Origin of the sequence: Simplicispira metamorpha (assembly GCF_004341365.1) — a bacterium.
GTDB classification, from domain to species: Bacteria; Pseudomonadota; Gammaproteobacteria; order Burkholderiales; family Burkholderiaceae_C; genus Simplicispira; species Simplicispira metamorpha.
Window position 1 is genome coordinate 53268 of the sequence record NZ_SLXH01000003.1, and the last position, 22875, is coordinate 76142.

Genomic DNA, 22875 nt, shown 5'->3' on the forward strand with positions numbered 1-22875 from the left:
TGCGTTTGTCTGTGTGGCCAGTAATCACTTATGGTGCCAACACCGCAGGTGCCGTCTGGCGTATTCGCGCCACAATCTCGGTCGAAGAGATACCCTGGGTGTGCTGCGCAAAGCACACGCCAATGCCCCGCTCGGCCAGTGCCAGCCCCAGGCGCTGCCAACGCGCTGAACCTTCCCAATCGCCACCCACCACCACCTGGTCGATGTGCCAGGCACCGATCCAGTCGGCGGCCTCTTGCGTCAGCTCCAGCGATGTGGGCAAGTACCTGACCCCGTCCACCCAGCCCAGGCCCTGAATCATTTCCAGGCGCTGGCTCTCATGGATGATGGGTTGCTTGCCTTTGCGGGCCAGGCACAAGGCATCGGGAGTGACCGCCACCGTCAGATGCCCGCCTTGTTGGCGGGCGTATTGCAAATAACGCAGATGGCCTACATGGAACAGGTCGAATACACCGGTAGCCAGAATGCGCTTGCCGTTGCTCATTGCGCATCTTCCGCAGCGACCGCAGCGCGCGCCTGCTGGGTTGCCAGGTGCTGCTGTACTTGCAGCAGCAGCGCATCTTCGGGAAGGTGGCGCAGGCTGTGGCGCACCAGCGCAGCCGCCTTGGGCAGCCGCCCTTTGAGCCAGGCGTCGTAAATGCGCGAAAACGCATAGCACTGTGTCAGAACGCTAAAACCGCGCAGGTTGTGGGCGGCAATGACGGTGTCAAAGTCGGGGTCGGGCGTGCGCCAGTCGGGCCCATACAGGGTGGCTAGCCAGGTTTCGGGATGGGTCACTGTCCAGACGGCGCCCTCTGGGCGGTGCTGCTGGTGCAGGTGCAGCACGGGGTACTGGGTGACGCGCTGCCAGTCGGCGGGCACGCCCTGCAACCAAAAGCCCCCCAGCGCAGCACCACTGCCTTGCTCGGCTATGAAGCCACACAAGTCCATGGACAAACCTTGTCCGTCGTGCAACATCACCGGGTTGACCATGCCTTGGGGGGCGCCAGTGCGTTGCCAACCGTTTTGCAGCAACAACGCTGTGGCTGCCTGCATCTGGTCAAAGGGCAGGCCAATGTCCAGGTCTTTGTCAAAGGGCAGCAAACGGCCTTCGCGCACCAGGCCCAGCAAGGTGCCCGAAGTGGCGAATGCGCGAATTCCGGCACTGGCCAGTTGCGCCAGCACTTGCCACAGGCGTTGCTCGGCCGCCGCACTGTCAAAAGCCGGTGGTGGGGGCGGCGTCGCTGCGCGCAGCGGCGCACAGCATTGCCATACCAGTGCGGCACGGTAGTACTGCACGGCCTGCGGCAACTGGCCCGACAGGTGCAGGCAGCTACCGGCCGCTGCCAGGGCCTGTGCATCGTGCGGTGCCAGCGCCAGCGCGGCGCGGTAAAACGCCAGCGCCTGCGCGTGCTGCCCTGTGGCGCTGAGTACGGCACCTTGCAGGCGTGGCACTACGGCCTGCTGTGGATGGGCCTGGGCCAGTTGCTGTAGCAACGCCCACGCCTGCGCCGCCTGGCCTGCTTGCAGCCACTGCTGTGCCTGGGCGCAACCAGCGTCCAGCGGTACCACAGGCGGCGGTTGTATGACTTGTTGCATTCAAGCTTTCTCGATAGAAGATATGAACAGTGTGCCGGTGGGGTGAATCCGCAGGGTGCATCAATCCCCGCCAAAAAGGTCGCGGCTGAACACCTTGCTGGCCACGTCAAGCAGCCCCGCATCGCGCCGGTTGGCCACGATGAGGTCGCATTCGGCCTTGAACCGATGCAGGCTGGGCACCAGCGTGCAGCCCTCCAAGTCGCCCTGCGCCATCAGTGGCTCGTGGATGATGACGCGCACTCCCAAATTTTGCAGCCTGCGCACCAGCACCAGGCTGCTGGAGCCTCTCCAGTTGTCCGATCCTGCCTTCATCACCAGCCGGTACACCCCCACGCAGTGGGGCGACTGCGCCGCAATCGCCTGTGCCATGTATTGCACACGCTCGTCGTTGCTGCGCGCAATGGCGTCGACCAGAGCATGGGGTGCGCTGGTGGGCCACTCACTTTGGATTTGCTGCACGTCTTTGGGCAGGCAATAGCCGCCAAAGCCGAAAGATGGGTTGTTGTAGTGGCTGCCAATGCGCGGGTCCAGCCCCAGGCCCTCAATCAGCATACGGGCGTCCAGATGGCGGCTCCAGGCCAGGTTGTCCACCTCGTTGAAGAACGCCACCCGCATGGCCAGGTAGGTGTTGGACAGCAGTTTGACGGCTTCTGCCTCTTGCGCGCCCATCAGCAAGACGGGCACATCACGGGCCTGCGCTGCTTGCAACAGCAACTGCGCCAATGCCTGCGCGCCAGCACCCGCAGCGCCACCCACCACCACGCGCGAAGGGTGCAAACTGTCGTGCAGCGCCTGCCCCTCGCGCAGGAATTCAGGCACAAAGTACAAACGCGCAATACCGTGGCGCACGGCAGCAGATGCGGTAAAGCCCATCGGCACCGTGGAACGGATGGCAACAATCGCATCGGCATTCACCGCCCCAATGCGCGCCAGCACATCGTCCAGCCCCGAGGTGTCCAGCTGGCCTGTAGCGCTGTTCAGATTGGTGGGTACGGCGACAAAAACGTAAGCTGCACCTTGGAGCACCCACTCTGCATCGCCGCTGGCGCACAGGTTGAGTGGCGCTGTATCCAGACACGCTTGCAAATGGGCATCGGCAAATGGCGAGACGCGGGCATTCACCGCCGTGACGCGGGCCGCATCTGTGTCCAGAACCACCACCTCGTGGTGCCGTGCCAGCATGACCGCATTGGACAGCCCCACATACCCCGCCCCCACCACAGCGATCTTCAACGCAGCACCCGCCGAAAGTACGCAATCGTTTCCTTCAGCCCATCTTCCAGGCTGACCTGCGGCGTCCAGTCCAGTGCCGATTGGGCCTTGGCAATGTCGGGCCTGCGCTGGGTGGGGTCGTCGGCAGGCAAAGGCCGCCACGCCAACGCGCTGCGCGAGCCCGTTAACCGCAGCACCCATTCGGCCAGCTCGCGGATGGTGAACTCGCCCGGATTTCCCAAGTTCACCGGCCCCGCCTCGTGGTCTTGCCGCACCATTCGCACCATGCCTTCGATCAGATCGTCCACGTAGCAAAAAGAGCGTGTCTGCAAACCATCGCCATACAGCGTCAGGGGTTCGCCGCGCAAGGCTTGCACAATGAAGTTGCTGACCACCCGGCCATCGTCCGGGCGCATGCGGGGGCCATAGGTGTTGAAGATGCGCACCACCCGCACATCCACACCCCGGTGGCGCTGGTAGTCAAAAAACAGGGTTTCGGCGCAGCGTTTGCCCTCGTCGTAACAGGCCCTGGGGCCGATCGGGTTGACGTGGCCCCAATAGCCCTCGTGCTGCGGGTGAACCAAAGGGTTGCCATACACCTCGCTGGTGGACGCCTGCAACACCCGCGCGCCGTGGCGCTGGGCCAGTTCCAGCACATTCATCGCACCCAGCACCAGCGTTTGGGTGGTGTGGATGGGGTCGCGCTGGTACTGCGGCGGGCTGGCCGCGCAGGCCAGGTTAAAAATCTGGTGTACCGGAAATGCCACCGGCTGGGCCACATCCTGGCGCAGCAGTGCAAACCGTGGATGGGTGTGCATTGCCTCAATGTTGGCCTCTTGCCCCGTCAAAAAGCTGTCAAGGCACACCACTGCATGGCCATCGGCCAGCAAGCGGTCGCACAAATGGCTGCCCAAAAAACCGGCGCCGCCGGTGACCAGAATCGGGTTCATGGATGCACCCCTGCACCGGCCCGTACTGGCTGGGCCAGTCCAGCGCTGTTGTGCTGCCATTGGCGCCACATGGCCCAGAACATGGCCTCCATTTGCGCGGCGTAGCGCTGGGAGTCCATCAGCGGCGACGCCTCCAGCTGTGCCCGCAGGCTGTGGCGCAAGCGGTGCAGGTGCTCGCGGTTGTGTGCTTGCGCCACGGCAATGCGCACATAGTCGTCTGGCGTGTCGGCCACCCAATCGGGCAAACCGGCGCAGGTCAGCAAACTCACGCCCATGCGCGACATGAAGCGGTTGCCCCGCAGCGTCAGCACCGGCACACCCATCCACAGGGCCTCCAGCGTGGTGGTTCCCCCTGTGTACGGAAAAGGGTCTAGCGCTATATCCACCCGGTTGTAGGCGGCCAGAAACTCCGCCCGGCTTGCAGGCCCTTCCAGCGTGAGGCGATGGGCCTCTATGCCGTGGGCGGCAAAGCGCGCGCGGGTGCGCTCTGCGGCATGGGCATCCTGGAGCTGCGGGCACTTGAGCAGCAAGCGCGCCTGCGGCAGCGCGTGCAGCAGACGCGACCACAGCGCCACCACCGCATCCGTCATCTTGGCCAGGTTGTTGAAGCAGCCCAACGTGACCGGCCCACCTGCCAGCGCGCCGGCCAGCGCGCCGGCCAGCGGCGCACACGGCACTTCTCCCTCGGGGCGCGACAGGTGCATAAAGCCCCCGGGCATATGCCACACGCGCTCGGTCAACTCGGCCTGCGTGCCGGGTGGGGCCATCAGTGCATCGGTAATCAGCCAATCTATTTGTGGTACCCCCGTGGTGCCCAGATAACCCAGCCAGGTGGCCTGAACCGGGGCCGGTTTGTAGGCAAAAACGCCCAGCCGGTGCCCCTTGGTGTGGCCCGACAAATCCACCAGCACCTGCACGCCATCTTCATGGATGGACTGCGCTGCCTGGGCATCGTCCAGCCCAACCAACGGGCGCCATTGCGCAAAATGCGGCCGCATGCGCTGCGTGAGCGCATCTTGCTGGTGCAGCGTGGGGTAGGCCACTAACTCGATGCTGCTGCCCCGCAGCTGGGGCACCACGGCTTCCAGAAAATAACCCACCGGGTGGTTCCGAAAATCGCCCGACACCAGGCCCACGCGCAATCGCTTTGGCTGCTGGGGCACATGCCAGTTGGCATAAGGTGCATCGCCTCGTGCCGCTTGCCGTGCCTGCAATATCGCCCCGTAGCGGCGGGCCTGGGCCAGCAGCTCGGCTGCATCGGCCTCCTCGGCGTAATTGAGGCTGAACACCAAACTGCTCTGCACCGCCTCCAGGTGGGGGTCTGCCGCCAGCAACTCCCGCATCAGCCGCACTTGCTCGTCCACGCGGCCCAGGCTGCCCAGCACCATGGACAGCAGCAGGCGCAAGCGGTGGTTGTGCGGCTGGTGTGCCAACAACTGGCGCACCAGCGCCTCGGCTTCTGTCTGTTGCCCCTCAGCCTGCAACAGCGCAGCATGGGCCTGCAGTAACTCCATGCCCCGGTGGCCTTGCTGCAGCAAGGCCGTTACCACCACCCGCGCCTCGGCCATGCGGTCTTGCCCAATCAGGGCGCAGGCCAGGTTGGTTTGCACGTCTGCTGCGTTGGCATCCAGCGCCACACCCTGGCGCAGCCAATGCTCGGCTTCTACAAAGCGTTCTGCCTTGTTCCAGTTGGCACCGATGTTGGCCAACAAGGCCGGTACACGGGGGCCCCGGTGCAGCGCTTGCAGATAAGCCTGGTGTGCTTCAGCGTGGCGCAGCAAACGGCTCAGTGCCAGTGCGCGTTGGTTCCAGGCGTCCAGGTCATCGGGGTGCGCGGCGCATGCCTCCTCCAGCCAGGGCAATGCCTCGGCGTGGCGCCCCAGGCGCAGCAAAATCTCTCCCATGGGGCGCAGCAGCTCGGGAGCTTTGCCGCAGCGCCCCATTTCGGTTTGGGCAAAAAGCAAGGCGCCCGCCAAGTCCCCAGCACGCACCAGCGCCCGAAGTGCCGCCCGGTCTGGTGTGGTGTGTGGTTGGGAGTGCAGAGCATTGGGTGGTTGCATGAATTACTTTTATTTTGATAGCTGACTACCCCCGACCAGTAAGCGATAGAGGCTGAAAAGAGGCTTGGTTCCTCAGCTGCAGACCTTGGCAAAGTCGTGGCTCAGACCGTGCTCAAACGCAGGATGAAATCCTGATTGATCAGGCCATCCAGTGCGTGCCGTGCCGTGGGGTTGAGGAAAATGTACGCAGCCTTCAGTTCACCGTAGCTTGGGGCCCAATTTTCTTTGTAGCTGTGGGTGCCAGCCCCAAAACAAAACACCCCTTTGTCTGCAAACGTTTGCTGGATGAGACGGTGCAAGAGAATCTTGCCAGGCGAGCGCACGGCGTGCGCACGGTCGTAGTGGGTCAGGTAAAAATACCGGCGGCCCTTGTGCCAGAAGCTCAAGCCACTGGCGATGATGGCGCCGTTGAGCCGCAGCGTGGACACTTGTGCAACACCCTGGTCGAGTAGTGCATTGACCATCTCGCCCACCAGCTCCTTCCAGCGGGGTTTGTTGCGATAAACAAACTCTTCTCCAAACTGTTCCCCTGAGCCCGCACACAAGTCTGCCACGATGCCGCTGGCCAACGATGGTGGTTCGCTCAGTGTGAAACACACCTCACCGTCTTTCTGCAATCGCCTTTCGCGGTAACGCGCGTTGGCGAAGGTTGTCCCCCACTTGCCCCGACAGTAGCTTTCGTAGTCTTGGCTGCGCGTCTCAATTTCACGCAAGTTGCCTGGGTAGCGAAATATTTTTAATACCTCACTGCCGCGCAGATCTTCTACCAGGCTGCTGTACAGCCGCGACGTCTCATGCAAAGGCCACAGACACACCACGTCAATATGGATTTGCTGTGCCAGCACCGTATTGAGCAGCACCTGCAAGGCGGCCCGCAGCCGCATCGGTGACACCGTGAATTCCATATAAGGGACAAGGCTTGCACCCAGCGGCTGTACAGCACGGTAAGTGGCATCGCCTGCATTCAGCTGGATCAGCTCCCAAGGGAAAACTGCCAGCAGTTCCTTGCTCTCAGGGTCTCTGAGAGTCACCACAAACCATTTTTGCGGTTTGGTCGTATGGATGTAGGGCCATGCAAAATCCCAGCCGCCAAAAAAGCCAATGGATTGGGGTACCGATGCGCTTAGCACTTGCCATTCATTTTTGATAGCCAGAAGCGCTGGCTCACTCTGGATGACTTCGCTCAGCATTTGTCCGTTCATCACGAATCGAATTTCCTTTTACCTTGGTGGCTACCAAAAATATCTGTTGTCGCGTAGCCCGCCAAAGGTCAGAGGGCGACGGAGGGTTTCAGTACGCCTTGTAAGACTTTTCTTCTACCAGCGCGCTGCCCAGCAAGTCGTTGATTTGCCGCTTGATGGCCGCGCGCTGGTCATTGCCGAAATACACCTTGCGGGCCAGCTCTACAAACTCTGGGCCAAACGTTTGGCAGCGTTCACAGTGGCGCTTGCCGTCTTCCACGTCCCACAAAAGCGCGTTGATCTCCTTCAGCGCCTGAACCAGCACAGACAACTGGGCAGGAAAGCGGGCCATATCGCCGATCACTTTCTCTATCTCCTGGCGCTCTCTGGTCACGTTGGCCAGCTGGGCAACAGCTTGTAGCTTGTCGGCCTTGATTTGCAAGATGGTCAGCTTGTCGAATACCTCGCCCCAGGACACCGGCAATTGCGGCATCGCAGGCCAAGCAGCATCCCTATTTTTTGTATCCGTCACTCACGCTACCTCCACTTTGAAGAAACCGTCGATTTTGACCTGTCGCTCCTGGGGGACACCAAGCAGCAGCATGGTGTTCAAGTCGCCCCCTGGCGTGGCAGGCTCTGCCCAAAATACATAACCTGCATTCAGCGCCGCTTTGTGAATGGCGCCAGTCTCTTTGCGGCTGGCAGGAGATATGAGTACATAAGGTCGGCAACGCTTGAGCGTCTCTAGGGCCCCTGCGATCATTTTTGCGTAAGGCATGGGTGACTGGGCCAGCAAAAGATGGCACGTTTTCAGCGCCATGTCATCCACGCTGCGATGGGGCACTGCAACCACTTGATGGGTATTGCCCCATTCACTGGAGTAGCTTTCCGACCACGGATCCAACGCGCTGATTCTGGCTTGGTGGGGACCTGCCACTGCCATGGTTTGCTGCACCTGTGCGGCAAAGGCCCCTGCGCTGAACAGGCTGCTTTCCACGCTGCGCGCCAGCAAAGTGCGCGGCTCCAGAACAATCAATTCCCCGTGGGGGGCCACACGGTGGGCCAACGCCACCGACAGATTGGCGTCTGGCGCGCAGACCTGCACACAGACGCTGCCGGGCTTGAGCAGGTTCTGGGTCAGGTGGACAAAACGTGTGCTGGCATGGGTGTGTTCGGGGGGCAGCCGTTGCCGTACCAGGCGCGGTGTGGTCGAGGTAGTCTCCACGCAAGTAGATGCCTTTTTTGCGCCCACCAAAGTAAGCCCTTGGGGCTCGTTGGCTGCTGCCCGGCGCTGCGTCAGCTTTTCGCGCAACAAGGCCAGCACCTGGGCTGGTGCAATGTTTTCCCAGGCAGTGTGGTAGAGCGGGCTGATTTTTTCCCATTCCACTTGCCCGACTTTGGATTTTCTGAAGGCTGGCAACTGCTCATAGCCTGGTAGATTGATTGCCGCAGAAAAAGGGTAATAAGGGTAGTGGTTGGCCGGAATCGCTGAACACAAATGCACCGCTGGGGTAGAACACAGGTCTGCCGCATGGGAGGCAAAGCTGTTCACGGTAATCAGGCCATCGACCTGGGCGCACAGGGCCTTGAACTTTTCTGGCGTATTGATCTGGCTGGAAAAGTCAATCAAGCGCTCGTGTTGCAGCTCCATGGGTTGGTCTATCACCAACTTCATTTCGGGGGCCAGCTCCAGCAGGCGCTGGGCAAACTGGGCTGCCACCTGCGCTGGCATGGTACGCAGGGGCGTCGATGCTTTGGGGTTGAACAAAATCTTCTGGCCCGGCGTGTCTTTGAGCAGGCTGCGCACTGCATTCCAGGCGTCCCAGCGGATCTGGCCCCGGTTGCGCTTTTGCCCCGGTGGCACCGTTTGCGGGTCGAGGCCGCACCACCACAAATACCAGTCCACCGTTGGCAAGGTGTCGTATTTCGGCATTTTGATCAGACCAGAGAAATCAAAATAACCGTCGTATTGGGCCAATTCACATACCGTGGGTGCTTGGAACAGCACGCGTTCTATGGATGGTTCGCCTGCCACGGTATCTGCTATGGCCGCCCCTGCACCCGCGCCAAACAACATATCGCAGGAAACACTGGGCAGATGCCGTGCCAGGTATTTTTGTACCTGGCGAAACGCCGTGACCCCCATGGTGCCGTCGCCCAGGTTGCTGCCAAAACCGTTAATGAAAGCAATACGAAAATGTTGTTTGTCGGGTTTGCTGGTGCGCAAGGCCTGTAACTGTGCAGGGAGCACCTCGGCCTCTGTGTGGAGATGCAACTTCTCTCCGACCAGGTGCGAAGACACCCGGCCCAGCTGCCTTGGAAAGAATGGCCAAGACAGCAAGGAACTCTCGGTGGCAATTTGCAGGCCCAAATCACTGGGTTTGAGGTTTTTCTTGGCTGTCCCATCCATTCCCGGGTGAGCCTGGGCGTACTCGTCTTGTAACTTTTCAATGACCAGGCGCAGCTCTTGGCCGATGTCGAGATAAAGCCTGTCCACTTGGGCTGATTTCGGATTGGTGGCAGCCAGATAGCGGCGAAAAAACGCGCTGGTGTTGAGCGTGACCTCCTGGGCCACAGAAAAAATGCGCATGGAGAAATCCGGATGAATCAAAAAGCACAGCTGCTAGCGCACCTGGGGTGTTTGTGCAGCTTTCAGGCGATGTGCAAGGCTTTGAGGATGGGCAACTGTTTCTGGGCAAAGCGGTTGGCCTGCGCGGTGAGTTCGGCCAACTGTTCTTGGGCGGTATCGAGCGCCTTGCCTTCCTTGACCAAACGCTGGCCCTGCGTGGTCAGCAGTTTGTACACGAACTGTGCCCACTCAGCGGGTTGTTGGTGGTTCTGCGCCCGTGCCAGCAAAAAGAGCTGGTGAAAGCGCGGTACGGCGATGCCTCCACCCGTGACCGGGCTGGCCAGGTAGACCAGTTCACTGCTGCTGCGTGCCTTGTGCATCAGCAGCGCATTGAGGCGTTCGGTAGCCCGCTTGGTTGTGGCAATGTGGGCATCGCTTTGCACCGCCGCCAAAGCACCCGTACCACTCAGCACCACCACCGCCTGCTGTATCTGCGCGAAGGACACCTGTAGTGCCTGTTCCAGCTGCGCCAGCGACCTGGGTTGGTGGTCAGCAAATTGGTCAAGGATCCGTCCGTAGATTGCCTCCTGCAACGTCGCCTGGCCCAGGTTGCCCGCGACTTTGAGGCTGACTTCAGCGCGTGGCTGAATCAGGATGAAACGCTGCGAGCGCAGCGCCTCAGCCTGCTCCAGGGGCGACAGTTGGCGCGCACCCTTCACCCAATAATCCTTGCGGAACTGCTGGTTTACGCAGAAGTCGCGCACAGTCTGCCGGAACATGGGGTCAGGAATGCTGGTTAGCAGGGCCTGCTGCTCAGTGGTGAGGTGCAGCGTATCAATCGCCTCCAGGTAGTTGGCCGAGCAGGCCCACTGCAACTTGGCTGGTGCCAGCCATTGCGCCATCTTGGTAAAAGACATGGGCATCCAGTCGCGATTGAAATACTCGTGGGCCACATAGTTGCGGTTTTGCTCCGTGATCTTCTTGACGCGACTTGCCACCTGCGGGTTGGCTTTGGCGTACGAGGGGTTGGTGGCCAGCAGTTTTTCGGCAAAAGCCAGGGCTGCGTTAATGCGGGGCACGATGCCTTGGCCGGGTGCCCCCATGACGTCGCTGTGTTCGGTCAGCAAATCGCGCATGGGCACCATGGCGGCCCAGCCGGGCTGGGTGTTGTAGCTGATATAGAGCACCCCGCCCACCTTGAGCTTGCGCCGAATGAAATCAACGATCACGGTGCGGTTTTCATCGCTGATCCAGCTCCAGATGCCGTGCAGGCCGATGTAGTCAAAATCTGGCAGGTCAGGGCGGTGGGCAAATTCGGCGAATGCCTGGTCGTAGAGCCTGGCTTCGCTTCCTGATACAGCGGCCAGCTCCTGGGCAAAGCCAGCCTGGGCTGGGTTGAAGTCGGTGCCGCTCCATTGCGTCACCGACGCGGCAGCATGCAAGTTGGCCGACAAACCCTGGCCAAAGCCTAATTCACAGGCGTTTCCTACCTCGGGAAACGCCAGCGCCTGGTTCAAAAACGCGAGCTTGATGCGCAGTGGGTTCAGTTCGGTGTAGTAACCATAGGTGTAACCAATATCGGCCACGTAGCCGGCAGTCCAGTCAGTCATTGGTTGTTCTCTGTGCGTGAGGTGGGGGCGATCAGTCTGAGTGCAATCAGGATTGCTATGTTTTCAATAGCTAATAGCGCAATTCCAGAGCGCCTTACAGGCTGTTTTGATAAAAAACCCCGCCCTTCTTGCGAGGGGCGAGGTTACAAACGGTTTACTTTGCAGCATACCCTTGGTTATTGCAAGGGACAGGCCTGCAAAGATTATTCGGGCACGTGGTTCAACGAGGAAACCAGCAAGTCCAAGTCTATCGTGCCAGTCAGCTTGACCAGCAAATCGGAGTCATCGAGCTGGTTAACCGCGCCATTCAATAGGGATGGTTTGTCTCCGTAGATATAGGTATTGCCCTGGTACTGGAACACCGCCCAATCGGTGTCCGACTGGGCCACGGCTTGCAGCGCCAGGTTGAGGCTGTCCAAGCCCTCCAGCGACTGACCAGTGGTTGTGGTGGTCAGTGCGGCGAATGCTGGGGTGCCGCCAAAAATTGGTATTCCAACCATCACCACGTCAGAAGCGTCGAAGTCGAGCACCTTGGGCGTACCTTGCGCCGCCACCAGGTTCAGTCCCTCAATGGTGTCGGTGTTGAGCACCGTAGAGGCAAACAAGGTGGCATCCAACACTGCGGCCTTGAGCGCAGCCTCCAGCGCTGCCTGCTCTGCAAGAATCTCTGCAGGTGTCGCATCGGGGCCTGCCAGGGTTGTCAGCGTAAAGCCCGCGTCCAGCACGTCCTGGGCTGCCTGATCTTGCTTTGAGTTCTCCCAGGCCGTGACCAACTCTTGAAAATCCACTGCCGCATCAAAAGCAGCCACCACCTGGGGTACCCGTGCCTCGTCCACCGTGACCCCGAACAAGACCGCATCCAAGCCCGCGCCCAACCCTATGGTTTCCTGGACAGCATTGTTTTCGGTCATGTAGATCAGGCTGGGTGCTGGAACAAAACTGCCTGTCACCCCATCCCACTGCGCATTGGTCAGGCCCGAGGCATCCACCGTGGCCAGGGCGCCACCAGCGTGGTTCTCGATGTAAGCGAAGCCTGTGCCCGCCACCTGGATAGATTGCAAGTTGGCCAATACGCCATCGCCCTCATGGTTGATGTCGAAATAGACGGCAGCCTCGTGAAATTCACCCGCATCGGTGTCAGGCGTACTGCGCAGGGTTGCGTTGACGGCCTTCAAGTCACCAGCCACATACACCTCGCTATTGTGGGCGTTGGCCATTACCGCCATGTTCAGGGTGTTGCCGGTGGCTGTAATGTCAGTGCCCTCAACGGCCGTGTCATAAACGATCACATTCAGGTCTTGCGCGGGGTTGCCACCCGCATTGATGTTCAGCGTTCCGCTCCATTCGATGCCGATGACCTGGTCAGTCACCTGGGTCAGGTTGTAGGTGCCCGCGCCGATGAATGCGATCATTTCATAACCCGTCAGGCGAGAGGCGTCGATATTGAAGGTTTCCCCTTTTCCGTAATCTAAAAGGCCCAGGATTTCAAAGCCCTGCAGGTTTTCAGTCAGCGCCACGTAGTCGGCTGCTGCAAAGGTGCGGCCTGTACCAGCGCCCAAAACCACAGCATCCATGTCGCCTTGACTTTCACCAGCATCAATACTCCAAGTGGCTGGAAGTCCGGCAAAGTCAACGTTCTGCATATTCAGCTGATCGCTGCCCGCGCCCAGGTTGGCATGCAGGGTTTTTGTCTCGGTCAGCACGGCTGTGTCAATCCACAGCAGGTCACTGTCGGCCCCTGTGGTGATGCGGGTGTCCTGGGCGCCATGGCTCAGTTCAATGAGGTTGTAGCCGTCACCAGCGTCCACCGTAAGGGTTTCTGCACCCGTAAAGATGGCGTCCGAGTGGACCGTGATTTGGTCATCGCCATCGCCCGCCGTAACGCTGATGGCCTTGGCGCCATTGCGCAGCGAGATGCGGTTATCGCCATGGCCCGCATCCACGGTGACAGAGCCGCTGCCAATGTCCTTGACCTCGGGTTCCGCATCCACACGAATGGTGTCGCCGCCCTCGCCCGTGGTAATGGTGGTGTGGGCGGCAGAGGTGGCAGTAATCACCCAGTCATCGCCAGAGCCAGTGGTGATGCTGGTGAGCTGCGTTTTGCCGTCCACCGAGATTTCGCTGCTGGTGTCAGCAGCATTCAAGGTGTGGAGGGTGCTGTTGCCTTCAAACGTGACTTCCAAGTCAAAGTCTGTGGTCAGCGCCACTTCTGCCATGCTGTGGTCAATGTTCAGCTCTACATAAGTGGCATTGAGCGCCCCCGTGAGGTGTACGGCATTCAGTTCTGCGCCCCCAACGCCCAGATAGGCCGAGCTTTCTGAATACACCGGCACATCAAAAGCCGCGTTGATAGTGGCTACGCCTGCCGCAGCGGTCAGCCTGGAATGAATGGCCGCATCGCCCCGAAAACCTGCCGTGGTGTTGCTGGCCAGGTTGATGATGTTGGTGTTGCCATCAATTTGCCAGATTTGCTCAGCGCCGACAAACTTGGCGGCGTCGATGGCGGGGGGCTCAACCCCAAAGCCCTTCGCGTCAAGGGCAGGGCCGCCAAACACCCACCCGTTGCCTTCGCCGTTGTAGGCATTGATGATCTCAACGCCCTCAATGGTGCCGGTTTGAACCACGTTGTAGCCTTTGCTGTCCTTTATATCGAGGGCCTTGTTGTTGCCAACGTCCACCAGGCCCTTGGAGTAGGGGTCGCCCTTCACGTAAATGTTCAAAGTGTCCACACCCGCACCGCCCTTGATGGTATCGAAGGCCTGCAAGGTGGTGTACGTGCCACCCAGAGGGTTGGCATAGGGCACGTTGATGGTGTCATTGCCGGGTGTGCCGTCGATGGTGTCCAACTCCACCGTCAGCATGAAGGTTTCGCCACTGGTACGACCGATGATGGGGTCTGTGGCGTCAGCGATGCTGTCTTGCAGGGCGGTGGTCACGCCCGAGGGGCTGATGACGCTGGCAGGGTTGGCGGTAACGGTCTTGAGGATGTCACGCGCTGCTTGTGCATCGGTGTCACCTTGGTAGGTCACGTCAAAGCTGGAGCCGGTGCCAAAGTAGGGGTCGTTCAGGGGGCGGCCATCGACTTGCTGCGTGAACTCGTTGGCAACCTGTGCCTTGTTCTGGATGGCCACGGCGTCATCACCGGCGGCGCCGTCGAGCACGCTCAGGGCGATGGAGCCAGCAGTGAAGGTGCCAGCGATGAAGCCGTCCACGTAGAACTGCTTGCCTGCTGCATCGGGGGCGCGGTTGAACAGTGCCAGGTAGATGGCATCGATCACGTTGCCGATGGTGCTGGCGTCGATGGTGCCGTACAGGGCGACAGCTTCGGCGGACTCTGCAAATGCGGTTACCACGGCGCTGGCGTCGCCGCCTGCGGCGTCGATGCGGTCAGCCCAGTATTTCAGACCGGCCGGGTCTGCCGGGCGTTGGTAAAACGCGATGTAGATTTTTTGGACGGTGTCGAAATAGCTGGCTGCTGCCATGGGAGTGCCTCCGGTGGGTCAAATAGTGTCCGGAATGTAAGCACAAAAGTGCGTCAAACCCAGCACTATTTGGCAATGGTGCAGAACCGCCAGCCCTGTAAAAAACCCCGCCCTTCTTGTGAAAGGACAGGGCTTTGCCTGCAAAGGCTTTTGGGTGCTTATCCCTTCAGGGCAAAAGAATCTGCTTCAGCATAAAACAAAGGCGATATGTGGTTGGCGTCTACATGCCAACGGCGATTGCTGTAGCCTGCTGCATCAACAGTGGCCGCATAAACATCCAGAAAAGTCCAGTGGTGCTGAAGCGTTTCTTCTTTGAGAACCTGATTGACCAGTTTTAATAAAGCCAAGAACTCCGCTTCGTTGCCTGGCGCCTTGTAGCTCTCCAGATTGTATTGAGGGGCAGGTATTCCCTGAATAGAGATGCTTCTGGTGTTGGCGTGGGGAATGTTCTTTTCAATGAACCCGATGTATCCCTTCACCACCCCTCGTACCAGTGTGTCCATATTGACGGACTTGTCTTTTTGGGCCACACGCCAGAAACCTTCGTCTGGGCGGCAATCAATTTCACCGATGGTGAAAAGAACGGGGGTGTCGTCTTGCAATTCTTTTAAGTGGGCCGCCAGCAACGAGGCATGGTGGCTGGACTGTGGGTTGTACAGGTGGAACATCTTGATGCCCACAATGAACTTGTTGTCAGCTCTGACCATTTTTCCTTGCCAAGGGAAGACGGCATTGCATGCCGACAGGCTGTGCGATTCACCGATGACGACCAGTTTGCCCGAGGCTTTCTCTGCATCATAAAGGTGCGAATTTTCTTTTCTGGCCTTGAACAATTGCCAAAGAAAATTCAGATAAATCTGCATTCTGGCAATAGCGGCTTCGCGTGGAAGGGTGATGAGGTATGAGAACCTGCCCAGCAATACCTCCAGACCTTTCATGTCGCCTTCTTTCCAGGCGTTGAGGATCTGAAAAACCCCAGCGGCCCCCGCAATTTTTTTGCTGACCCTGATGCCCGATAGTGTCTGGAATGTTTCCTTGAATTTTGTAATGACTGCCGGATGGGATATTGCCAGCGTGAGGTATTGGAGCAAGTAAACGTCTGGAATCTTTCCGCTCTTTACTTTTTCAGCATAGAAATGGAGAGACTTTTCAAGATCGGGGTCGTGTATGCCATTGATTCCTCCCGTGGCCTGTCCATCCGGGAGGTCGAACGCCCAGGCCGGTACGTTGGCCTTGTCGGTCAGCATATGGTGCGCAGCCTGCGTGATCTTGCGCCATGCATGTTGTACATGGTCACCATCGGGCAGGTCTTGAACCCAGTTGCGCATGGCGGGGTTCAGCTCAAATACGACAAGCTTTTCTTTTTCCTGGGGATCGGTGGCGGGAGCAAAATCTACGCCTACATAATCCAGCCCCATTTCTTGCATTGCTTTTTCAAGGGCAAGCCATTGTGATTTGCCAATATGCCCCAGCGGATCATTGCAGTATGCCTTTTCCTGCTCCACAAGCCAGGGGTTGGCCTGAACGATGGGGTCTGAGTTTTTCTTGTGGACGTTGAAATCGGCTGCGGTAAACAAATGCACCGGGTACAAAACCCCGCCCACCATGAAAGCCCGGTATTTGGGGTACAGCCGTTGTTGGGGTACGCGCTCATCCGTGTAGCTCACATTGTGGTATTGGATGAGGTACAAAGTTTGAGCAGACTGCGCGGCTTGTTTGTCCAGTTCACTGAAATCATGGCTGGCCAGGTCTTCCACCAAGTGCATGAATTTGCCACCTTGGTATCCAGCCAGTCGCACAATTACCGGCAGCGTAAAACCGTGTTCAGCCATTGCCTGGGTAATCACAGGCAGGCAGGCGCTGTTTACATTCTCTATTTTTACGGCCTTGGGGAGAACCATGGTGGCATGGTCTTTGAAGTGCTGGTAGTTGCCCTCCCGGCTGGCCGCCAATACGGCGCTGGGGTGGTTGACTACAGGAGCCGATAGCGCATCACAAATACGCAGCGCTTGTTGGAGTGCCAGCTCGCCCCGCTCGGCATCGGTGATGTTGTTGTAGATAAGGTCTGCTTTGGGCAGTTTTTTCAGCAGCTTGCTTTTGTCGTCAAGTGCATCCACATACACCTTGACCAGGGTAATGTAGCGCCGGTCTATCAACCCCATCAGGTTGTTGTGTGACTCTGTAAAAGAAACGCCAAACGTATTGAGCGTGACTTTCATGTCGCCACCAATCGCGGTGCGCAAGACCATGATGGTGAGTTTGCTTTCGACGAGCGCTTTATCTATCTGGACAGGGGTGTGGTTAATCGATGCTTGGGCAATTTGCGCCCGTTGCTCTGATTTACCCAGGTTCCCGTACATAGCGGCCAACTTGAGTTTGATGTCTGCATTATTGGGTTGCAAGGTAACACAGCGCTTGAGTGCGCTGGCCGCGCCAATCAAATCGCCTTTCTTGGCCAGCCATTCGCTGAGTTTCAAAAACAAATCTGTGCGGTCGGGCAGTTGCAGTACCGCTGCTTGCAGCATCTTCAGGGGCAGATCGGGCTTGTTGCCATGCTTTTCCAAGAGCAGGGCCTGGGTGGCCAGGGCGTTGGCGTATGCCGGGTCTTGTTTGAGGATGCCAGTCAAGACCCGTATGGCTTGTATCGGTTTGCCTTCTTTGATGTGGCCCAGTGCTTGTTGGTAATCTTTTTCAAGGGGCGACAGCGCCTGCTGTGTGAGCAATGGATGCAATGGGGCAGATACTGGTTTCTTGTGGTTTCTCATTTTTTTCCTAGGGGGCTCGGCACACGAACAGGTTGGCTAGAGCCAGTCGAAAAAAAGCCCCCCGACTCTGGGCAGAGAGGGGGGGCAAGGTTTACACCTTCAGCACCCGCCCGAAGGCAGGTGCTTTATCTCCGAAGGAGATCAGCCGATGTCGCTGTTCAGCGAAGCGGCCAGCAGGTTCAGATCCACTGTACCCGTCAGCTTGACCAGCAGATCGGTGTCGTCCAGTTGGTTGAGCGTGCCGCCCACTGGCGATGCCTTGTCGCCGTAGATGTACGTGTTGCCTTGGTACTGGAACACCACCAGGTCTTGCGCCGACTGGGCCACAGCTTGCAGCGCCAGGTTCAGGGTGCCGAAGGTGTTGATGTCAGTAGCGCCCACCGTGGTAATGGCCACGAACTCAGCATCGCCAAAGACGATGTCGGTTTCCACCCGGATGGTGTCGGACGCGTCTGCAAGGGCGCTCAGGTTCAAGCCTGTGATCACGTCGGTGTGCAACACGGTGGAGCCGAAGCTGGTTGCTGTAGCCGCATCTGCCAGCGCAGCATCCAGAGCGGTATCCGCAGTGCCGTAAGCAGTCGCAGCATTGTCGAACGTGGTGTTCAGCGCAGCGAACGCATCTTCTACAGCATCAGCAGTCGTGTAAGCGGTGACATCAGTGCTAGCGTCAGTAAAGAGATTGTTGAACGCAGTCACTGAGGCATCGTAGCTAGCCACGGTGGTGCCATGTGCTGCAGCGACGGCGGCTGCACCAACAATCCCAGTGCTAGGCTGCAGAGCAATCGAATCAGCATCGCTTGCACCTGCCAATGCGTTGTATGCGTTCAGGAGCGCTGCGTCACCAGCATCAGTTGCCGCATCATAGTTGCTGTATGCCGTGTCATAGGCGGTCTTCAGATTATTGAACTGCCCCAATTCGAGCATCAAGGTGATGGATGCAGGAGTAGGAGGTGTCGAGTTGAACTGGGCAGCGATCGCAGCCGCGTCGGTGCTAGCAACAAACGATCCAGGGGCTGCAAAGTTGAAATAATCAACCAAGTCGCCATAGGCATCGATCAGGGCAGTTTCTGCGGTGTCGGTAGCTGCGACCAGAGTGGCCAGTGCGCTGTCAATTGCACCCGATTGGGCCAGTGCGTTGGCTGCGGTGGCGTCCGTCAGCGCAACCAGCGTGTTGTCGGCTGTGGAGTCCACCAACGCGGTGTAGGCAGCGAGCAATGCGGTTTCGGCAGTGTTCTCAGCATCTTGGGCAGCATCCAGTGCATCGGCCTGAGTAGGAGCAGTAAAGGAGTTGATGTCAACCCAGTCGAAGCCATTGCTCAGCGTCACGGCTTCGGCCACAGCGCTGTTGTCGGTTGCGTAGTCCAAGCTGCCGTCCAGACCCGAGGCATCCACCGTGGCCAGGGCGCCACCGGCGTGGTTGTTGATGTCAGCATCGCCCTCGCCCTTGATCGTGACCGAGGTCAAATTGATCAGGTTGCCGTCAGCGCCGCCGCTGCCGTTGGGGTGGTTGATGTCGATGTCGATCGTTGCTTCATCGCCGTCGTTGTAGTCGTCGCTGACCAGCGTCACGTTGACGGTCTTGAGGTTGCCGAACAATTCCACATCGTTGTCATCTTCATCAAAGGAAGTTACCGTCAGATCGAGGGTGTTGCCCACGGCGGTGATGTCGGTTTCGTCGGAATCGAAGGCTTCAATGGTCAGGTTTTGCGCGGTGTCTCCGCCTGCATTGATGTTCAGCTTGGACTCTTGGCCGCTGATGACGATGGTCTGGCTGGTCACCTTGGTCAGGTTGTATGCACCGTCGTCGCCGCTGAAACCAATTTCTTGGTAGCCGGTCAGGCGGGAAGCGTCCACGTTGAATGCGGTGGCATCGCCACTGTCTTGCGTGTCCAGCAGGGCCAGAGTTTCAAAGCCTTGCAGGTTTTCGGTCAGGGCCACGTAGTCGCCTGCCACAAAGGTGCGGCCAGCGCCAGCGTTCAGAATCACGGTGTCATCATCGCCGGAGCCAGCGTTGATGTTCCAGGTGGCGGGGATGTTGGCAAATTCGATGTCTTGCATTACCACCAGGTCGTCACCTGCACCCAGGTTGGCGGTCAGGGTGGTGGCTTCTGTCAGCACCGCAGCGGCGATGTCGAGGATATCGGTGCCAGCACCTGTGGTGATGTTGGTGATCTTGGCAGCGTGTTCCAGAAAGATGAGCTGAGCAGCATCACCATCGCCGCTGAATCCACTCAGGCCGGAGCCGCTGGTCAACATGTTGTCCAGATCGATGTCGGCACCGCCGTCGCCCAGAGCGATGGTCAGGGAGTCTGCGCCGCTGGCGTCTGCGCCGTCGTCAACCCCAACCCAGTCATTGCCATCACCGCCGGTGATGCTGATGCTCTTGGAGAGGTCGTTCAGCACAACCCAGCTGTTGCCTGCGCCAGTATCGATGGTGATGGAGCCAGTGCCAGCCGTACCTGAGCCTTCCACCGTAACCCTGTCAAAGCCTGCGTTGGTGGTGATGGTGGTGTCTTGGCCAGAGGCGGTAACGGACACGAGGTCATCACCGGAGCCGGTGGTGATGCTGGTCAGTTGTGCCAAGCCGTTCACTTCCACATCGCCATTCACTGCGGCAGCGTTCAGGGTTTTCAGGGTGGTGTTGCCAGCGAACGTCACTGTCGTGTCGAAGTCGCCCTTCAGTGCCACTTCGGCTGTGCTGGCGCCAATGTCCAGCGCCACGGTGGTGCCTGCTTCCAGAACGCCAGACAGGTTCACAGCGTTCAGGGCTGCACCGTTGGCACCCAGCACGACGGCAGAGCCGGAGAAGGTGGCGGCATCAAAGGCCACGTTGATCGATGCGGCGTCTGCGGTGGCAGTCAGGTCAGCGGCGATCTTGGTGTTGCCACGGAAACCTGCGGTGGTGGTGCTGGCCAGGTTGATGATGTTGGTGTTGCCATCAATTTGCCAGATTTGCTCAGCGCCGACAAACTTGGCCGCGTCGATGGCGGAGCCGCCAAACACGTCGCCACTGCTTTCTGCGTTGTAGGCGTTGATGATTTCAACGCTTTCAACGGTGCTGGCCTGGGTGGCGTTGATGCCGGAGGCGTTGACGTAGATGTTCATGGTATCCACGCCCTTGCCGCCCTTGATGGAGTCGTAGGCTTGCCAGGTGGTGTGGATGTCGCCCAGCGTGTTGACGTAGGGCACGTTGATGGTGTCGTTGCCTGCGGTGCCGTCAACGGTGTCCAGGTTCGTGGTGAGCAGGAAGGTTTCGCCGCCAGTGCGACCCATGATGGGGTCTGTGGCGTCAGCGATGCTGTCTTGCAGGGCGGTGGTCACGCTCGAGGGGCTGATGACGCTGGCAGGGTTGGCGGTAACGGTCTTGAGGATGTCACGCGCTGCTTGTGCATCGGTGTCACCTTGGTAGGTCACGTCAAAGCTGGAGCCGGTGCCAAAGTAGGGGTCGTTCAGGGGGCGGCCATCGACTTGCTGCGTGAACTCGTTGGCAACCTGTGCCTTGTTCTGGATGGCCACGGCGTCATCACCGGCGGCGCCGTCGAGCACGCTCAGGGCGATGGAGCCAGCAGTGAAGGTGCCAGCGATGAAGCCGTCCACGTAGAACTGCTTGCCTGCTGCATCGGGGGCGCGGTTGAACAGTGCCAGGTAGATGGCATCGATCACGTTGCCGATGGTGCTGGCGTCGATGGTGCCGTACAGGGCGACAGCTTCGGCGGACTCTGCAAATGCGGTTACCACGGCGCTGGCGTCGCCGCCTGCGGCGTCGATGCGGTCAGCCCAGTATTTCAGACCGGCCGGGTCTGCCGGGCGTTGGTAAAACGCGATGTAGATTTTTTGGACGGTGTCGAAATAAGCTGCTGCTGCCATGGATTTTCTCCGGTAAAAATAGAGTCTGCCCCCACAATCTGAGGAGTGCGGTGGGGAAGATACCATAAACAACACCTTTAGCAGCTTGTAAACGGGCTGCTTTGTGGGGAGTTCGCCACGGTCTGGTGGGCATTTTCTGCGCTTGCCCGATGGGGGCATTCGGTACACTTGCCCGCCCCTGGGCTGCGCCCTTTTTCTCACTCCTGTTTTCTCATGCACGAACACCCTGTCGATCTGGACACGCTGCTACAGCGTTTGCGTGCCGCTGCGGCCGAGCACAGCGATGCAGCGCTGGCCGCGCCGGTGCGTGCCCGCCCCTGGGCGCTGCCCAGTGCGTCGGACGCCACTGAGCACGCATTGCCTTGGGGGCTGGTGGCGCGTGCTGGTGGTCTGGCGCCTTATTTGCTGGTGGATGACGCCGCTTTTGCCACGCTGGCTTACCAGCGCCTGCTGGGGCGCGCGCCCGACGATGGCGGCGCCGCTTACCTGCTTGAGCGCTTGCGCCAGCATGTACCGCGCACCGAGTTGCTGGCGGGACTGGTGTTGTCAAACGAGGCCCGGCAATTGCACCCACAGGGCGCCGCCGTGCAGCGGGCGCTGGCTTTGGCGCTGCTGGGGGGGCTGCGCGTTGCGCGCGGCCTGCGCAGCGAGTGGGTGGCGCGCGGCGTGTTGCGCCGCACCGAGCGCTGGCTCACGCGGCGCGCGCAGCGCAGCGCGCTGGGGCTGGCTTGGTATCTGGGCAACCGCCACGATGCCGCAGTGCATGCCTTGCAGTGCCAGGTGGCCGCGTTGCAAGCACAGTTGCAGGCGCAGAGCGAATGTGCCGATGATCGGCACGATGCGCAGCAACATATCAACCACACCACGCAGGCCGCCCTGGCGCGGCAGGCGCTGGAGCAAGCGGGTGCGGGGGGCGCAGGCAGTGCGGCGGTCGATGATTTCCTGGCGGCGCTGGAGGTGTCGTTTCGCGGCCCGGTGGACGATTTGCAGGCACAGTTGGCACAAGACTATTTACCGCAGTTGCAGGCGCTGCGCACGCAGCTGGGCGATGGGCCGTGCCTTGACCTGGGCTGTGGGCGCGGTGTGTGGCTGGCGCTGTTGCAAGCCCATGGCTTTGCTGCGCGCGGCATTGACTTGAATGCAGCGGCGGTGGCGCAGGCGCAGGCGCAGGGCCTGGCGGCTGAGCTGGGCGATGCGCTGGGGTGGCTGCGCGCGCAGCCTGAAGGGTCGGCGCTGGCGATTACGGCGTTTCATTTGATGGAGCATTTGCCGTTTGCGCTGCGCCTGGCGCTGGTCACGGAGTGCGCGCGGGTGCTGCGCCCCGGCGGTTTGCTCATATTAGAGACGCCCAACCCCGAAAACATCTGGGTGGCTACGCACACCTTTCACCACGACCCCACGCACAGCCAGCCGCTCACGCCCGATAGCCTGGCGTTTTTGGTCAACTACTGCGGCCTGCAAACGCTGGCGGTGCCGCGCCTGCACCCTTACCCACCCGAGGCTGGTTTGCCGGGGGATGACCCGACCACCCAGCGCCTCAACCACATGACGTGCGGCGGGCAAGACTTTGCCGTGCTGGCACACAAGCCGTTGTAGGGCGA

General features: G+C 59.7%; 13 protein-coding genes. 1 reads left to right on the plus strand and 12 read right to left on the minus strand.

What is annotated here, in order from left to right; all coding sequences use genetic code 11:
- Positions 1–28: 28 nt before the first annotated feature.
- The 12 genes from EV674_RS02455 to EV674_RS02510 all read right to left on the minus strand — a co-directional run bounded on the left by EV674_RS02455 (position 29) and on the right by EV674_RS02510 (position 21274).
- The gene (locus tag EV674_RS02455) at positions 29–484 is read right to left on the minus strand and encodes an FAD synthase family protein (protein ID WP_119013921.1); all 456 of its coding nucleotides are present in this window, start codon (positions 482–484) and stop codon (positions 29–31) included.
- On the minus strand, positions 481–1578 hold the full coding sequence (locus EV674_RS02460) for a LicD family protein (protein ID WP_119013922.1): 1098 nt from the start codon (positions 1576–1578) through the stop codon (positions 481–483). Before EV674_RS02460 ends, EV674_RS02455 begins: the two co-directional genes overlap by 4 nt.
- A 60-nt stretch (positions 1579–1638) precedes the next feature.
- Positions 1639–2811, minus strand: a complete 1173-nt coding sequence (locus tag EV674_RS02465; RefSeq protein WP_119013923.1) for a nucleotide sugar dehydrogenase — start codon at positions 2809–2811, stop codon at positions 1639–1641.
- The gene (locus tag EV674_RS02470; RefSeq protein WP_193552704.1) at positions 2808–3740 is read right to left on the minus strand and encodes a UDP-glucuronic acid decarboxylase family protein; all 933 of its coding nucleotides are present in this window, start codon (positions 3738–3740) and stop codon (positions 2808–2810) included. The genes EV674_RS02465 and EV674_RS02470 overlap by 4 nt, the downstream gene beginning before the upstream one ends.
- The gene (locus EV674_RS02475) at positions 3737–5704 is read right to left on the minus strand and encodes an O-linked N-acetylglucosamine transferase, SPINDLY family protein (protein WP_165887064.1); all 1968 of its coding nucleotides are present in this window, start codon (positions 5702–5704) and stop codon (positions 3737–3739) included. The genes EV674_RS02470 and EV674_RS02475 overlap by 4 nt, the downstream gene beginning before the upstream one ends.
- Before the next feature lie 197 nt (positions 5705–5901).
- A complete protein-coding gene (locus EV674_RS02480; protein ID WP_119013926.1) occupies positions 5902–7002 on the minus strand; it encodes a GNAT family N-acetyltransferase in 1101 nt (366 codons plus the stop codon).
- An 88-nt stretch (positions 7003–7090) separates the two neighbouring features.
- Complete coding sequence (locus tag EV674_RS02485; RefSeq protein ID WP_119013927.1) at positions 7091–7474, minus strand: hypothetical protein; 384 nt, start codon at positions 7472–7474, stop codon at positions 7091–7093.
- Between the two features lie 39 nt (positions 7475–7513).
- Positions 7514–9571 (minus strand): hypothetical protein, encoded by a 2058-nt coding sequence (locus EV674_RS02490; RefSeq protein ID WP_119013928.1) that lies wholly within the window; start codon positions 9569–9571, stop codon positions 7514–7516.
- A 62-nt stretch (positions 9572–9633) separates the two neighbouring features.
- Complete coding sequence (locus EV674_RS02495) at positions 9634–11160, minus strand: class I SAM-dependent methyltransferase (RefSeq protein WP_119013929.1); 1527 nt, start codon at positions 11158–11160, stop codon at positions 9634–9636.
- Between the two features lie 203 nt (positions 11161–11363).
- Positions 11364–14642 (minus strand): DUF4214 domain-containing protein, encoded by a 3279-nt coding sequence (locus tag EV674_RS02500; protein WP_132750346.1) that lies wholly within the window; start codon positions 14640–14642, stop codon positions 11364–11366.
- A gap of 158 nt (positions 14643–14800) precedes the next feature.
- A complete protein-coding gene (locus EV674_RS02505; RefSeq protein ID WP_157983736.1) occupies positions 14801–17407 on the minus strand; it encodes a hypothetical protein in 2607 nt (868 codons plus the stop codon).
- A gap of 141 nt (positions 17408–17548) precedes the next feature.
- A complete protein-coding gene (locus tag EV674_RS02510; RefSeq protein WP_165887065.1) occupies positions 17549–21274 on the minus strand; it encodes a DUF4214 domain-containing protein in 3726 nt (1241 codons plus the stop codon).
- A 213-nt stretch (positions 21275–21487) separates the two neighbouring features.
- Here EV674_RS02510 and EV674_RS02515 point away from each other — a divergent pair, with 213 nt between their 5' ends.
- Entirely contained in the window at positions 21488–22870 is a 1383-nt protein-coding gene (locus tag EV674_RS02515; protein ID WP_119012919.1) for a methyltransferase domain-containing protein, read from the plus strand.
- Positions 22871–22875 lie beyond the last annotated feature (5 nt).